Annotated in this window: 12 protein-coding genes; all 12 read right to left on the reverse strand. The window is 37.5% G+C overall.

The features are described from left to right. Positions 1-659: 659 nt before the first annotated feature. The 12 genes from dnaB to yaaA all read right to left on the reverse strand — a co-directional run bounded on the left by dnaB (position 660) and on the right by yaaA (position 14174). Complete coding sequence (gene dnaB, locus IW492_RS08725) at positions 660-2027, reverse strand: replicative DNA helicase (RefSeq protein ID WP_202067231.1); 1368 nt, start codon at positions 2025-2027, stop codon at positions 660-662. A gap of 335 nt (positions 2028-2362) precedes the next feature. Next, on the reverse strand, positions 2363-2818 hold the full coding sequence (gene rplI / locus IW492_RS08730; RefSeq protein ID WP_202067232.1) for a 50S ribosomal protein L9: 456 nt from the start codon (positions 2816-2818) through the stop codon (positions 2363-2365). 6 nt (positions 2819-2824) lie between these two features. Then, positions 2825-4807: a DHH family phosphoesterase gene (locus IW492_RS08735; RefSeq protein ID WP_202067233.1), complete on the reverse strand. Its 1983-nt coding sequence runs from the start codon at positions 4805-4807 to the stop codon at positions 2825-2827. A 1036-nt stretch (positions 4808-5843) separates the two neighbouring features. Further along, positions 5844-5993 carry a hypothetical protein gene (locus tag IW492_RS08740; protein ID WP_202067234.1) on the reverse strand — a complete coding sequence of 50 codons (150 nt, stop codon included), beginning with the start codon at positions 5991-5993 and terminating at the stop codon, positions 5844-5846. Between the two features lie 335 nt (positions 5994-6328). Then, entirely contained in the window at positions 6329-6568 is a 240-nt protein-coding gene (gene rpsR / locus IW492_RS08745) for a 30S ribosomal protein S18 (RefSeq protein ID WP_202067235.1), read from the reverse strand. Between the two features lie 26 nt (positions 6569-6594). Beyond that, positions 6595-7146 carry a single-stranded DNA-binding protein gene (ssb, locus tag IW492_RS08750; RefSeq protein ID WP_202067236.1) on the reverse strand — a complete coding sequence of 184 codons (552 nt, stop codon included), beginning with the start codon at positions 7144-7146 and terminating at the stop codon, positions 6595-6597. 45 nt (positions 7147-7191) lie between these two features. After that, a complete protein-coding gene (gene rpsF, locus IW492_RS08755; protein WP_202067237.1) occupies positions 7192-7494 on the reverse strand; it encodes a 30S ribosomal protein S6 in 303 nt (100 codons plus the stop codon). A gap of 588 nt (positions 7495-8082) precedes the next feature. Then, positions 8083-8208, reverse strand: a complete 126-nt coding sequence (locus IW492_RS18370; protein WP_269160927.1) for a hypothetical protein — start codon at positions 8206-8208, stop codon at positions 8083-8085. Between the two features lie 75 nt (positions 8209-8283). Beyond that, a complete protein-coding gene (gene gyrA / locus IW492_RS08760; RefSeq protein ID WP_202067238.1) occupies positions 8284-10797 on the reverse strand; it encodes a DNA gyrase subunit A in 2514 nt (837 codons plus the stop codon). 75 nt (positions 10798-10872) lie between these two features. After that, entirely contained in the window at positions 10873-12822 is a 1950-nt protein-coding gene (gene gyrB, locus IW492_RS08765) for a DNA topoisomerase (ATP-hydrolyzing) subunit B (protein WP_202067239.1), read from the reverse strand. Further along, positions 12815-13942 carry a DNA replication/repair protein RecF gene (gene recF / locus IW492_RS08770; RefSeq protein WP_202067240.1) on the reverse strand — a complete coding sequence of 376 codons (1128 nt, stop codon included), beginning with the start codon at positions 13940-13942 and terminating at the stop codon, positions 12815-12817. The genes gyrB and recF overlap by 8 nt, the downstream gene beginning before the upstream one ends. Then, positions 13929-14174: a S4 domain-containing protein YaaA gene (gene yaaA, locus IW492_RS08775; RefSeq protein ID WP_202067241.1), complete on the reverse strand. Its 246-nt coding sequence runs from the start codon at positions 14172-14174 to the stop codon at positions 13929-13931. The genes recF and yaaA overlap by 14 nt, the downstream gene beginning before the upstream one ends. Between the last annotated feature and the right edge of the window lie 954 nt (positions 14175-15128).

Here is a 15128-nt window from a genome sequence, read left to right on the forward strand (position 1 = left end):
TAAAAAAAAGATTTTATAGTTAAAACACGAACATTATTTTTTATGCTGATACGAATCTATGAAGAATACGAAATTTCCTATTCACCTATCCATTCATTAAATCCTACAGTTTTATTAAGTGTAACGACTGATAAAATTTTTTAAAAAGACTGCTGGCTCTATTCCCAAGAGAGTGTCTATACTCTAATTACAGTTAGTGAAGAAATCATTTTTAAATGAGAAAAAAAGTATTAGGCAGAGCTGTATAATGAGCTGCAAAAACAACAGATTAAAATGTGTACTCCTCCATTAGACATTTCGATCTATCATGACCCAGAATATAAGGAAACCAATCAGATGTTGAAATACAAAATAAAATCATCGGTGACTATCAGGATACTGAACAGATACCTTCTATGAAGCACAGGGAATACAGATTGCTTCTGCCATTTTTCAGAGCAGCTTTGAACAGACACTGCAAGTAGCAAAGGTCTTATGACAACAGATTAAAATGACCGGCTATCATGTTGCTGATTCTATGATTAATATTTCCCATGTATCACCGGTTTAAAATCCTAATCCGGAAAATTAAATAACAAAAGATTCCTTCATTGCAGCCAAATGAAAAGATGAGTGTTTGTCCCGATCTCATTTTCTATTTTTATAATTATGATAAGGAATTAAAACTCTTCTCGTGGCGATAATGAAGAGAATTTATTGTATTCCTTAATAAACAGCAGTTCTACAGTTCCCCGTGCACCACTCCGATTTTTTTCTATAATGACTTCAATCACATTATCTACTTCCGGTGCTTCCCGATCATCATCTTCTTCTCCGCCCCGTTCATAATAATCGTCACGATAAAGAAATGCCACAATATCCGCATCCTGCTCAATCGAACCAGATTCACGAATATCACTCAAAACAGGTCGTTTATCCTGCCTTTGTTCCACTCCACGCGACAGCTGGGATAATGCGATAACCGGTACTTTCAATTCTTTCGCCAGCTTTTTCAGCTGACGGGAAATATCGGATACTTCCTGCTGACGGTTCTCTTTTCCTGAACCTTCAATCAACTGAAGATAGTCAATCAGTATAAGTCCCAGATTTTCTTTTTCCTGAGCCAGCTTCCGGCATTTAGCTCGAATTTCCGATATCTTAATCCCAGGAGTATCATCAACGTATATATTTGCCCTTGAGAGGCTTCCCATGGCAATAATCAGGTTCTGCCACTCTTCTTCCGATAATTGTCCTGTACGCAAGTGACCAGCCTCTATGGAGCCCTCAGCACACAGCATTCTGTTTACTAAAGATTCGGCACCCATTTCCAGACTAAAAATCGCTACAGCCTTATCTGTTTTTGTTCCGACATTCTGAGCGATATTCAAAGCAAAAGCTGTTTTACCAACCGCAGGACGAGCAGCTAAAATAATCAGCTCTTCCGGTTGCAGCCCCGCTGTCATTTTATCCAGTGCCTGATAGCCTGTGGGCAAGCCTGTAATATCTTCATTCTGCTGGTAAAGCTGATCGATGTTGGCAATCGTTGAATTTAAGATATCTGAAATGGACAGAAAGCCGCTTCGATTTCTTTTTTCTGATACTTCCAGAATACTTCGTTCCGCATCATCTAAAATGGTTTCAACATCTTCTCCCTGCTCAAACCCTTTGGTAACAATTTCTGTTGCTGTATGAATTAGATTTCTCAATAAGGACTTCTGCTCAACTATTTTGGCATAATGAGCAATATTTGCTGCTGTCGGTACTGACAACGCAAGCTCTGATAGATAACTCAGCCCACCAACATCTTCAAGAACATTGTCTTCTTCAAGCTTATTCTTAACTGTGACAACATCGACTGCTTCATTTCGTTCATTCAGCGTAATCATTGCCTGAAAGATCAACTGATGATTACGGCGATAAAAGTCTTTTGGTTCTATGTATTCCATTGCATCAATAACTACCTCAGCATCTAAAAAGACAGAGCCTAAAACTGCTTGTTCTGCTTCTATATTTTGAGGAGGTACTCGATCCTGCCATGCTTCGTTCATCTATTTCTCTCTCCTACAGCTTAATTTGTCTAAGTCTTTCTATTTTAACAAGAAACGGGGGAAATGTATATGTTAACCTCCTTTACTGTCGGGATAAGCCTATGAAAAAATGTGGATTTTTAGAAGAGCAGCAGCTTGTGACAACCCATTTTTCCTTTATACTGTTTCGCTGTATAAATAGAACTTCTGCACGTTCCCTGAAACTCCCCTCTTGCTATAAAAGCTATCTATTTTTTTCCATTAAATAAAAAACGCTTTCTTTATTTGTTGTAATCAAAAAAATAAGCCCGGAATGATCCTGGCTCATTTCTTTTTTCTGATTTACATTAAAAAACCTATTTTTCATCCACTACATGAACCTTTAAGACTGCGGTTACCTCATGATGAAGCTTTACCGGAACCTTTGTATATCCCAGTGAACGAATCGGCTGTGCCAATTCCAGTTTTCTTTTATCCAACTTCACCTTATACTGCTTGTTTAAGGCTTCCGTAATTTGCTTGGAAGGAATTGAACCAAATAGTCGGTTGTCCTCTCCCGCTTTTGCCTTGATTTCAATCACTGTTTCTTCTTTTTCCAAAAATCCTTTCATCTTTTCAGCTTCCGCCAAGACTTCTGCATCATGCTTCTGCTGCGCCTTCTTCTGACCAGCCAATGCACTGATACTGCTTTTATTTGCTTCCTGCGCCAAACCATTCTTAATCAAAAAGTTTTGTGCATAACCTGTAGGGACTTCCTTAACATCCCCTTTTTTTCCTTTACCTTTTACATCTTGTAAAAAGATTACTTTCATTTACATTCACTCCTTATCATACATTTCTTTTGTATTCTTATTAATTACTTCCAGCAGTTTTTCCTTCGCTTCAGTGATGGTCCTGTCAGACAACTGAGTTGCAGCATTGGTAAAATGACCGCCGCCACCCATACTTTCCATGATCAACTGTACATTGATTGAGCCATTACTTCTGGCACTGATTCCAATCTTTTTATCCATTCGCCTTGTAATGACAAATGCTGCATTGATTCCTGCCATAGACAACAATGTATCCGCAGTTTTAGCTGCTATAACACTGTCATATTCTTTATCTTCTTCTCCTACAGCAATAACAGTATCTTCAGTAATATATTCATTCTTGGCAATCAGCTGACTCATTTCCAGATAACTGGTCAAATCAGAACTTAATAAATATTGTACTAGAGATGAATCTGCTCCACAAGTTCTTAAATAACTGGCCACATCAAAAGTCCTGGCAGTTGTTCGAACACTAAAACTTTTTGTATCTACAACAATCCCTGCAAGCAGCAACGTTGCATCAAATTTATCCAGTCTCTTATTAAACGTATTGCTTTGATATTCCAACAGCTCTGTAACCAATTCAGAAGCAGAGGATGCTGATGATTCAATGTAGGACAGTAACGTTTTATCTGGAAATTCATCCCCTCTTCTGTGGTGATCGATAATAACAACCTTGCTGAACTGATCATAAAGTTCCTTGGAAATTGACATAGACGGTTTATGATAATCAACCATAATCAGAAGACTATTATTTTGCATTTTTTTCATTGCCTCTGCCGGAGATAATATTTGATTGTATAGCTCTGAATCCTTTTTTAGTTCTTCCATTACCCGATAGACATCAGGGATATTTTCATCGGTATTTAAAATGACCCATGCGTCTTTTTCATAAATTTTAGCCAGTCTGGCAACACCAAAAGCAGATCCTATTGCATCCATATCCGGTAATCGATGACCCATAATATAAATATCCGAAGATTCTTTCATCAACCCTTGTATAGCGGTACTCATTGCCCTTGATCGAACGCGCGTTCTTTTTGCAACTGAAGCTGATTTCCCACCGAAGAAGATGGGTTTGCTATTCCCATTGGCTTCTTTTACAACTACCTGGTCTCCTCCTCTTACCAGAGCCATATCTAAATTCGTCTGGGCGACCGTTCCTGTCTCATTTAAACTGGTCCCGCCATAGGCAATCCCCATACTTAGTGTAATTGCAATATCTCTTTCATCTGTCCCTTTTCTGACATTATCCAAGATTTGAAATTTACTGTCCATCATCTTTTCAATTACGTCCAGTTGACCTACAAAGACATATCTTTCTGCATTTAACTGTTTATAGAAAACTTTATATTCTTCCAGCCAATCTGAAATCATTGTTGTCAAAAAACTATTTAGATAAGAAATCTGCTTAACATCCATATTGTCTGTCACATCGTCATAGTTATCAATCGATACAATGCCTATAGCTGTTTGCATTGCTTTCTTTTCCTGATACAAAGTATTTTCCTGTGTAATATTCTCAAAAGTAATCGTCTTTTGCTCAATATTAATTTTAAAACGAAATACTTCATCTTCCACTACAAATATATCTTTCCCTTTTTCGAATAAAGAAATGTAACTTAATACATCTTCTGAGGTAAGTAATAGCCTTTTCTGCTCATTCGAATAAAAAACTTCTTCTGCATATGGATTTAACCAGATTGGCTGTTTCGTTTTTTCATCATATGTAATGATCCCCACAGGCACTTCATTAATAGCAAAGTCTATTGAATCTTCAGCCTTAATTGTTGCTTCTCTAATTTTCTCAATATTTGACAGTTCCAAGCGTTTAATCAATTTCAACATTCTATTGATTAAGTACAGATTTATTACTGCTAAAATAGAAGTAATAATGACTTTATTTGATATAAAGTAGACAGCTCCCATTTCAAATACAAAGAGAAATACAAAGAATAAAAAGACTTTTTTTAGCCTCATCTGTTTCATTTCATTATTAGCCCCCCTATGAACAAAAAGCTTGCGGCACATATATTATTTTATCATATCTGTGAAAATTCAGCGAATACCACCAAAACTTTCAAAATGTTTCACGTGAAACATTCTGAAATCCAAAATTATCTTCAACTTAATTTTAAATTTCATCGAATTAAAGTTTAGAACCAACAGAAAGTATCTATCTCTAACTAATTCCATTTCACTTAATGATAACACTGCTCCTTCTGAAGATATAGAATCAATAATTCTAAATAAATATTCTCTGAAAGAAACAACTTTCAACTATTTTAATTAAGTTAAACTTTAGAGTGATAATGGAAGGTAGTTTCCATGCAGCATGCACGGGTAATTAGCATATCTATCATTCTATTTTTTAGTAATCATCTAAGAGATAAGACCAAGAAGTTAACATGTACTCTCCCATTCATTTCCCTATTAATGCTTACTTATCTATTTCAAATTAGTCAAAACTTATTCATAAAATACAAACCATGCTGCAGTTCATATTTTATCTGACAGCAGTCAGTATAGGAAATCTGCAGATTACCTGATTTATAAAAATAAAATTAGACGATAAAACATATTTTAAGTGAATCTAGTGGTATTGACCGAATTATAACTTGTATTAGAAGATTATCTATAAATGATGTTCAATGATAGAAAATTTTCAACTCATATGCTTCAATGATAAGAACAAGCAGCTTCAAAAACAGCTGAAATGAAACCATGTATTCCATAATTTTAGTATCTATTAATTTATATCAGCGCATGTCTAATGTATTTTGCATAACTTACTCCTACGAATGCTCAGTGCCTATCCAGTGATCTCATATGTAATACTACTGGATAGGCTTCACGTTTCTTAGATTAAAGCTATGGATAATTTTTAATATTATCAACCTATTAAAAAAGTAGTCATATTACTCTATTGCTATTAAATAAGAGAAAGCTTTTCTATCAAGAAATGATAGAAGTTATATTTGAGTTAGTGAACAACAAAAAGATCAGACGAGACGGTCAAGAATTTTTATTGTGTCAAAGCCAACTCAAGAATCAGCAGCTGGTTTACAAAGATAGTTACGGTTGATTTGACTCGATTCAGCAATGGAATTGGGCAGCCGCTTCTCACTGACAAATCGCTTGCGACCCCATTTACTGCCTGAATAGACTTGCCCATGACATGATTCTTGCATCTGCATTTTATGGAAGAATAATCTCCAGATATAAGCTGCTCTTATTTATGATGATACTTATTAATATCAGCTCTATTTACACAAACTATTCTACATATTCAATTTCTCCTATAACCCCAAAATATTCAGATTTAAAGAGAGCAGTCACAATCTTCCATATATCATTAAAAGATGTTGAATATTTTATTTTAAAATTTCAAGAAGCATTCTTAAGCTATTTTATCTATGTGTAGCTATATCCTAATAAAAAACAAAAAAATGACCGAAAACAGAAGATATTTCACTTCATTTCCAGTCATTTTAATAGTTACGTTATATTTTATTGCTCTTCGCTTACGAATGGAAGTAATCCCATAATACGAGCGCGTTTGATAGCAATTGTTAATTTACGTTGATTTTTAGCACCAGTACCTGTCACACGACGTGGCAAGATTTTTCCGCGTTCAGAAATGAATTTTTTAAGTAATTCAACATCTTTATAGTCAATGTGTTCAATATGGTTTGCTGCAAAATAATCTACTTTACGACGTTTACGTCCGCCTCTTCTTTGTTGTGCCATTCTTTTTCCCTCCCTATCAAAAATTGTTAGAATGGTAAATCATCATCTGAAATGTCAATAGTTGAACCAGAACCACTAAACGGATCTGAGTCTCTATTAAAATCAGGCATACCACTACTATTATCGTTGCTAGACTGAGATGGTTGATTAAAGTTGCTTTGGCCTCCGAAATTACTGTTCTGTGATTGAGTGGGTTGATTAAATCCTCCCCCTGAATTATAAGAAGAACTATCCTGAGTTTGTCTTTGTTCAGAAGTTGAACGAGATTCCAATAATTGAAAATTCTCACACACAACTTCAGTCACATATACTCTTTGACCTTGCTGATTGTCATAAGATCTTGTTTGAATACGACCTGTAACACCTAACAAAGTGCCTTTACGAGCATAGTTTGCTAAAGTTTCAGCTGGTTTACGCCAAATCACACAATTTATGAAGTCTGCTTCACGATTTCCACTCGCATTCGTAAAATTACGATTGACAGCCAGTGTAAAACTAGCCACTGCAGAACCACTTGAAGTATATCGTAAATCGGGATCTTTGGTAAGTCTTCCAACTAATACAACATTGTTAATCATCTTGACATCTCCTTTCGTCCATTAAATGTTTCACGTGAAACATTCTTAAGCTTCTTCTTTGATGATCATGTGACGGATAATCCCATCATTGATCTTAGCAAGACGATCAAATTCATTGATTGCGCCTGCATCTGATGGAGAAGATACTTTAACGATATGGTAGATGCCTTCTAGGAATCCATCCATTTCATATGCTAAGCGGCGTTTTTCCCAATCTTTTGATTCGATAACTTCTGCTCCGTTATCTTTCAAAATTGTGTCGAAACGTTCTACTAAAGCAGTTTTTGCTTCTTCATCAATGTTCGGACGAATAATGTACATGATTTCATAATTCGTAACTTGACTCATTGATTTTCACCTCCCTGTGGACTTTAGGCTCTTAGTTTGCTAAGAGCAAGGAGAGCTGCCTAAAAAATTAGACTACTCACAATTTTCCATTATACATGGAAACCCTTATAAAATCAAGTATTAGCTTAGGATTTTCAATGTTTCTTCTGGAGCAATTCTGTACTGGACTATCTGATTTTCAGAGCTGAAATCATACAGTCATTTCTAAAAATTTTCTCCTTTGAATTTAATTCCCTCAATATATTTACTTCTATCATCCTCTATCTTCTTCCAGATAAAAAAGAAAAAGGGTCTGGGACAAAATAAAATCCCAGACCTTTTCCTCATCTTAAATCCGAATAAACGGTGGGAGCAGAAGCAACTCCTTCGGAAATAAGCTGGCATTCCCCGAAATTTGAAGAGCAATTTCCGTGAATCTCTTCTTATTTCTCGGAGTTAGACACTTCTGTCCCATCCTCCCCCTAAAGCCGAATAAACAGTGTTCCAGTCTTTGTATGATTCGAGCCTTCGTAAAAAGCGTAGGAGCAAAAGTCCCTCTCTCTTATTGTCATAAATCACTACGATTGACTTGTCAGAGTAGATGATGCGTCATATACCTACTTGGTTCTTGAGGAGGAACACCTCTGCTCCTGCGATTACTCGTCGCATGAAGTACTTTGCTCCTGCGATTACTCGTCGCATGAAGTACTTTGCTCCTGCGATTACTCGTCGCATAAAGTACTTTGCTCCTGCGGTTACTCATCGTATAGAGAAGCTTTGGCACAACCTCTATTTCTTTATAGTTTCAACTTATTCTTCTGTTTGGTTTTCAGCATTTTCAGTTACTTCAGTTTCAACTATTTCTACTTCTGCTTCTGTATCTACTGTTTCAGGTTCGGGTTCAATGACTGCCATCGTCACTACCTTTGCTTCATCTTCCATTCTCATCAGTCGAACACCTAATGTTGCTCTCCCTGTTTGAGAAACAGTTGAAACATTAAATCGAATAATGACCCCTTTATCAGTAATCAGCAGAATATCTTCTTCACCGGTTACAGTTGTTAAACCAGCCAAAGGACCATTTTTTGGAGTAATATTCGCTGTTTTTATTCCTTTACCGCCTCGTCCTTTGACAGGATACTCAGAAGCTTTTGTTCGCTTGCCATAACCCTGTTCTGTGATAACAAGGACTTCATCATCTTCTCCCAAAACAGCTGAGCCGACAACATAATCTTCCTCTCTCAATCGAATACCACGAACACCAGAAGCACTTCGACCCATATCACGAACCGTCGTTTCATCAAACGTAACAGAATACCCATTATGAGTACCAATAATCATATTTTGCTTGCCGTCAGTCAGAGAAACATTTACCAGTTCATCCTCTTCTTTCAAACCAATGGCAATCAAACCATTACTTCTAATATTTGAGAAAGCAGTAACACTGGTTCTCTTCACTGTTCCCTTTCGGGTTGTAAAGAACAGGTAATGACCCTCTTCTGCCTGTCCTGTAACTGAAATAATTGCCTGTATATTTTCACTTGAATCAATCCCAAGCAGATTGATGACTGGGATTCCCTTAGCCGTTCTTCCATATTCAGGAATTTCATAGCCTTTTGCACGATATACTTTTCCTGTATTGGTAAATATCAGCAATGTATCATGTGTTGAACAGGAAACTAATGTTTTCACGAAATCATCATCATGAACCCCCATTCCCTGAACACCTCGACCGCCTCGACGCTGCGCACGAAACTCACTGTTTGCCACACGCTTGATATAGCCGTTATTTGTCAATGTAATTACGATTTCTTCCTCTTCGATTAAATCTTCATCTTCAAGACTCAATACTTCTCCGACCAAAAGCTCAGTTCGGCGGTTATCACTAAATTTATCACAGAGCTCATTCAGCTCTTCCTTGATAATAGTATCAATTCTTTCAGGTTTAGATAAAATATCTGTTAAATCAGCAATTAATTTCAACAATTCCTGGTATTCATTCTCAATCTTTTCACGTTCCAAACCAGTCAGTTTACGAAGTCGCATGTCAAGAATTGCCTGAGCCTGACGATCAGAAAATTCAAAGCGTTCAATCAATGCTGTTTTTGCTTCATCATCTGAACTGGACCCGCGAATAATGGAGATAATTTCATCAATGTGGTCCAAAGCAATACGCAGACCTTCCAAAATGTGTGCGCGTGCTTCTGCTTTGCTCTTTTCAAATTCTGTCCGGCGACGAATAACTTCCTGTTGATGCTCTATATAATTTTCAAGGATTCGTTTGAGGCTGAGAATCTTGGGAACGCCTTTTTCAATTGCCAGCATATTAAAGCCAAATGAACTTTGCAAGGCTGTCATCTTATATAAGTTGTTTAATACAACAGACGCACTAACATCCCGGCGTATATCAATAACAATACGCATTCCTTCACGAGAAGATTCATCACGCAAATCTGTAATTCCCTCAATACGTTTATCTCTGTGAAGTTCAGAAATACGCTCAATCAAACGTGCTTTGTTAACCATATAAGGCAGCTCGGTTACCAGAATACGTTCTTTTCCGTTCGGCATATCAACCAATTCAACCCTTGCCCGAACAGTAATTGACCCTTTCCCAGTTTCATAAGCCCGACGAATACCTGATTTCCCCATTACCAGTCCGCCGGTAGGAAAGTCCGGTCCGGGAAGTACCTCCATTAATTCATTAGTAGTCACCTCAGGATTTTCCATCAGTAAGTCAATAGCTGAAACAACTTCTCTTAAATTATGCGGTGGAATGTTCGTTGCCATCCCAACTGCGATACCAGTTGTTCCGTTTACTAGCAAGTTAGGAAAGCGTGCCGGCAAAACATCCGGTTCCTGCTCTGAATCATCGTAGTTTCCATGATAGTTAACAGTATTTTTGTTGATGTCACGCAGCATTTCCAAAGCCAGTTTACTCATTCTTGCTTCGGTATAACGCATTGCCGCTGCCCCATCTCCATCGACAGAACCAAAGTTTCCATGACCGTCAACAAGCATATAACGATAACTGAAAGGCTGTGCCATACGGACCATTGATTCATAAATCGCACTATCTCCATGGGGGTGATACTTACCCATAACATCTCCGACAATACGTGCGGATTTCTTATGCGGCTTATCCGGTGTGACCCCTAACTCATTCATTCCGTATAAAATACGGCGGTGCACAGGTTTCAATCCATCCCGTACATCAGGTAATGCCCGAGCAACAATAACACTCATCGCATAGTCAATGAAGGATTCTTTCATTTCACTGGCCAGATTGACGTCGTGAATATTTTCTTTCAACTCTTCATCCATGAAATTTTCTCCTTACTTTTATTATGTTCCATCTCTCTTTATTTAGTGAATAATTAAAAATGAATATTTATTCATTTAGATATCGAGATTTTTTACATAATGTGCGTTTTCTTCTATGAATGCTCTTCTAGGTTCTACTTTATCCCCCATCAGCATTTCGAAAATTTGGTCTGCTTCGATTGCATCATCCACACTTACCCGGGCCATTAAACGGTTTTCCGGATCCATTGTTGTTTCCCACAGCTGATGATCATCCATCTCGCCCAACCCTTTGTAACGCTGCACTGTTGGTTTTGGAGAAGCAGGCAACGAAGCAATCACATTTGCCAGCTCTTCCTCTGCATGTTTGCCAGGCTGAACATACGTAATTTTCTTCCCTTGTTTTACTCCATATAAAGGTGGTTGTGCGATATAAACATATCCTGCTTCAACAACCGGACGCATAAAGCGATAGAACAATGTAAGAAGCAATGTTCGAATGTGCGCTCCATCAACATCGGCATCAGTCATGATAACCAGTTTATGATAACGTGCTTTTCCTACATCAAAATCCTCTCCAAAACCAGTACCCATTGCAGTAAATAATGAACGGATTTCTTCATTGGCCAAAATTTTATCCATACTGGCTTTTTCAACATTCAGAATCTTTCCTCGAATTGGCAAAATAGCCTGAAACTCACGGCTTCGTCCCTGTTTCGCTGAACCGCCGGCAGAGTCTCCTTCGACAATGAACAATTCGCATTTTTTAGGATCCTTACTGGAACAGTCCGCCAATTTTCCAGGCAGATTGCTGATTTCCAGGGCTCCTTTTCGTCGTGTTACTTCTCGGGCTCTTTTAGCTGCCAAACGTGCTCTTGATGCTAAAATTCCTTTTTCGACAATTTGTTTTCCTACTGTCGGATTTTCCATCAAAAATTTATTAAAATATTCAGAGAAAAGCCGGTCTGTAACTGTCCGAACTTCTGAATTCCCCAGCTTTGTTTTTGTCTGTCCTTCAAACTGCGGTTCCGGATGTTTAATGGAAATAACGGCTGTCAATCCTTCACGGACATCTTCTCCAGTCAGATTTTCATCATTATCCTTCATTACTTTTTGTTTACGGGCATAATCATTAATTACTCTGGTCAACGCTGTTTTAAAACCAGATTCATGAGTTCCGCCCTCATATGTGTGAATGTTATTGGCAAAACTTAGAATATTTGAGTGGTAACCGTCTGTATACTGCATAGATACTTCAACAGTAATTCCCTGTTGTTCTCCTTCAATAAAGATAGGTTCCGGGAACAGCACTTCCTTGTTGCCGTTTAAATGCTCTACGTAGCTCTTAATACCGCCTTCATAATAGTATTCCTTTAATGTTGGCTTTTCTTCTCTTTTATCCTCTATAGAAATCTTCAGACCGCGATTTAAAAAGGCAAGCTCACGAACACGAGTCGCCAGCTTATCAAAATTGAATACGACTGTTTCAGTAAATATCTCTGCATCCGGAATAAAATGGACAGTAGTACCATGGCGATCTGTCTCATCAATAACTTTAAGATCAGCGACAACTGCGCCTCGCTGAAACTCCTGGAAATAGACTTTTCCATCTTTATAGACTTTTACATCCAATGATTCTGAAAGAGCATTAACAACTGATGAACCTACACCGTGGAGTCCACCGGAAACTTTATATCCGCCGCCGCCAAACTTACCGCCGGCATGAAGAATCGTGAAAACTGTTTCCACTGCCGGACGTCCTGTCTTTTTCTGAATATCAACAGGTATCCCCCGTCCGTCATCGATAACAGTGATACTATTATCCTCTTCAATAATTACCTGGATCGTTGTGGCAAAACCAGCTAAAGCCTCGTCAATAGAATTATCTACAATCTCCCATACTAAATGGTGCAGTCCTTCCGAACTGGTAGAACCAATGTACATCCCAGGACGTTTTCTTACAGCCTCAAGCCCTTCAAGCACCTGAATCTGGCTGGCATCATATTCCTTGGCACGCTCATTCATGCTTTTTTCTTCTTCAGTCATTTGATTCCCTCGCTATCTCTCCCTGTTGAACATAGAATATATCCGGCTCAACAGTAATTTTATTGGTTAAATGGTTTAAGGTTGTAGTCGTTATAAAGGTTTGAACTTTCCCCTCAATCGTTTCCAGCAAATGAAGCTGGCGTTCATCATCCAGTTCACTCATTACATCATCCAGAAGCAACACCGGATATTCTCCGGTTTCCGCATACATTAAGTCAACTTCTGCCAATTTGACACTTAATGCAGTTGTCCTTTGCTGACCTTGAGAGCCGTACGTTTGAACATTCTGCTGATTGACCTTAAAGATCAGGTCATCCCTGTGAGGTCCGATAAATGCAGCTGCTTTATACAGCTCTCTTTTCCTGCCAGCCATCAGCTGCTGAAGCATCAGTTGCTGAAGTTCCCGCAATGAATGCTGCCCTTCACCTAAGACAACACTCGAAGCATACTCAATTGCTAATTCTTCTCGTCCATGACTGATTCGCTGATGGAGTTTATTCGCCCATTTTTCAAGTTTCCTAATGAATTCTAAACGAGCAAATAAAACCTTTCCACCAAATTCCGCCAGCTGTTCAGTCAATATATCCAAGTAAACAGTGTCTGTCTGACTCTTTTCTGCTAGTTGCTTTAAATACTGATTCCTTTGTTTCAGCACAGACTGATACTGAACCAGATCATACAAATAAATAGGATTGACCTGGCCTAATTCCATATCAATGAACTTCCGTCTGATTTGAGGGGAACCCTTGACCAGGGAAAGATCTTCGGGTGCAAATAAAATGACATTAAGCTGTCCGATATAGGAGCTCAGACGTTTTTGCTCAATGTGATTTACTTTTGTTTTGCGACCTTTATTTGAAATGAAAATCTCAAGAGGAACTGTTCCAGTTTTTTTTTCCACTGATCCTTCGATCTTTGCAGAATTTTGACCAAATGTAATCAACTCTTTTTCATTACTGGTTCGATGACTTCGCGTCATTGCCAAAACATAAATACTTTCAAGCATATTTGTTTTGCCTTGCGCATTTTCTCCTAAAAAAATCGTCAACGGTTTAGGAAATTCCAAAGCGATATCATCATAATTTCGATAGTGCTTCAGTGTGATATTATTCAGCCTCATCAGATGTGCCTGTTTCTTTTTTTTCCATAAAAAAAGTGCCTTCATCAGGGATTTCGATCATCATACCAGGATATAATTTTCTTCCCCGACGATTCTCCAGCTCCCCGTCTACAAAAACACTGGTTTCAGCCAGATACCATTTTGCCTGACCACCGCTGCTGATCACATTAATTTCTTTTAAAAACTGACCAAGTGTCATGTAATCAGTTTCTAAAGTGAGTGTCTTTTTCAAATTTCATCCCTCGTTTAAAATTCACTTTTACTTCTAATATTATACTCTTTTTTTAGTAATAAAACAAATTTATCCGTCTAATTTTCGCTCTAAGCAATTTTAATTAAAAATGATAGAATCTATTCTTTCAGAAAAAAATCTCTTAAAAAGCATTTTATACTGTTTTTTCAAAAAAAATAGTTTTGAACTATTTTCACAGATTTTCAATAATATTGAAAACCTGTGTTCTGATACGCAAACTTTTGTCATTTATTTTGATAGAATGATTCATTATATTCAATTTTTTTCGAAAATGACCTATAGATTCTGGAACCAGTCAAATACTGAAATATAATCAATAAATCTTTTGGTCTATTAGGGTGTGTCTGAAAACTCGAGCGGCGAATAGTTTGATGATTTTTATCGAACTCCTCGTCATAAATACTCGCTTATAAACCACATAAGCTGTATTTTCTTCCTTGATTTCAACAAAAATCACTGGCCACTAACTTTTCAAACACGCCCTAGTTTCTTCACCCCAGCATATCTTAATTAAAATAGTTTTTCAGTGCATTAACAGTACTGCTGTCTCTACGAGTCTAACGATTCTTGGGACAAAACATTACGCTGTATGCGTTTTTCTGCGTCTATAGTTCTTATGAATATTCGAATCATACAAAGACTGGAACACCGTTTATTCAGTTTTAGGGATCTCAGACATACTTATGTTACAGTCCCCTATTATTGTCTCTTCGGAAATGTTCATATTTTTCAAAATCCTTCATTGCCCGATTATACAAAAATACAGCTTCTTCTATTGAAAAAATCCTCAGAAAATTATTTAACCGTCTGAAATCAGTAAACAATCAGTTTTCTATATTAAAAATAACCGGTCTTATGTAGATAGAAATATCTTCAATTGTCTCTTCCACTGCAAGATCATTTTTGATCTTCGTCAGCTGAGAAAGAAAATAC

This window comes from Enterococcus sp. BWB1-3, assembly GCF_016745275.1.
Classification (GTDB): domain Bacteria; phylum Bacillota; class Bacilli; order Lactobacillales; family Enterococcaceae; genus Enterococcus_L.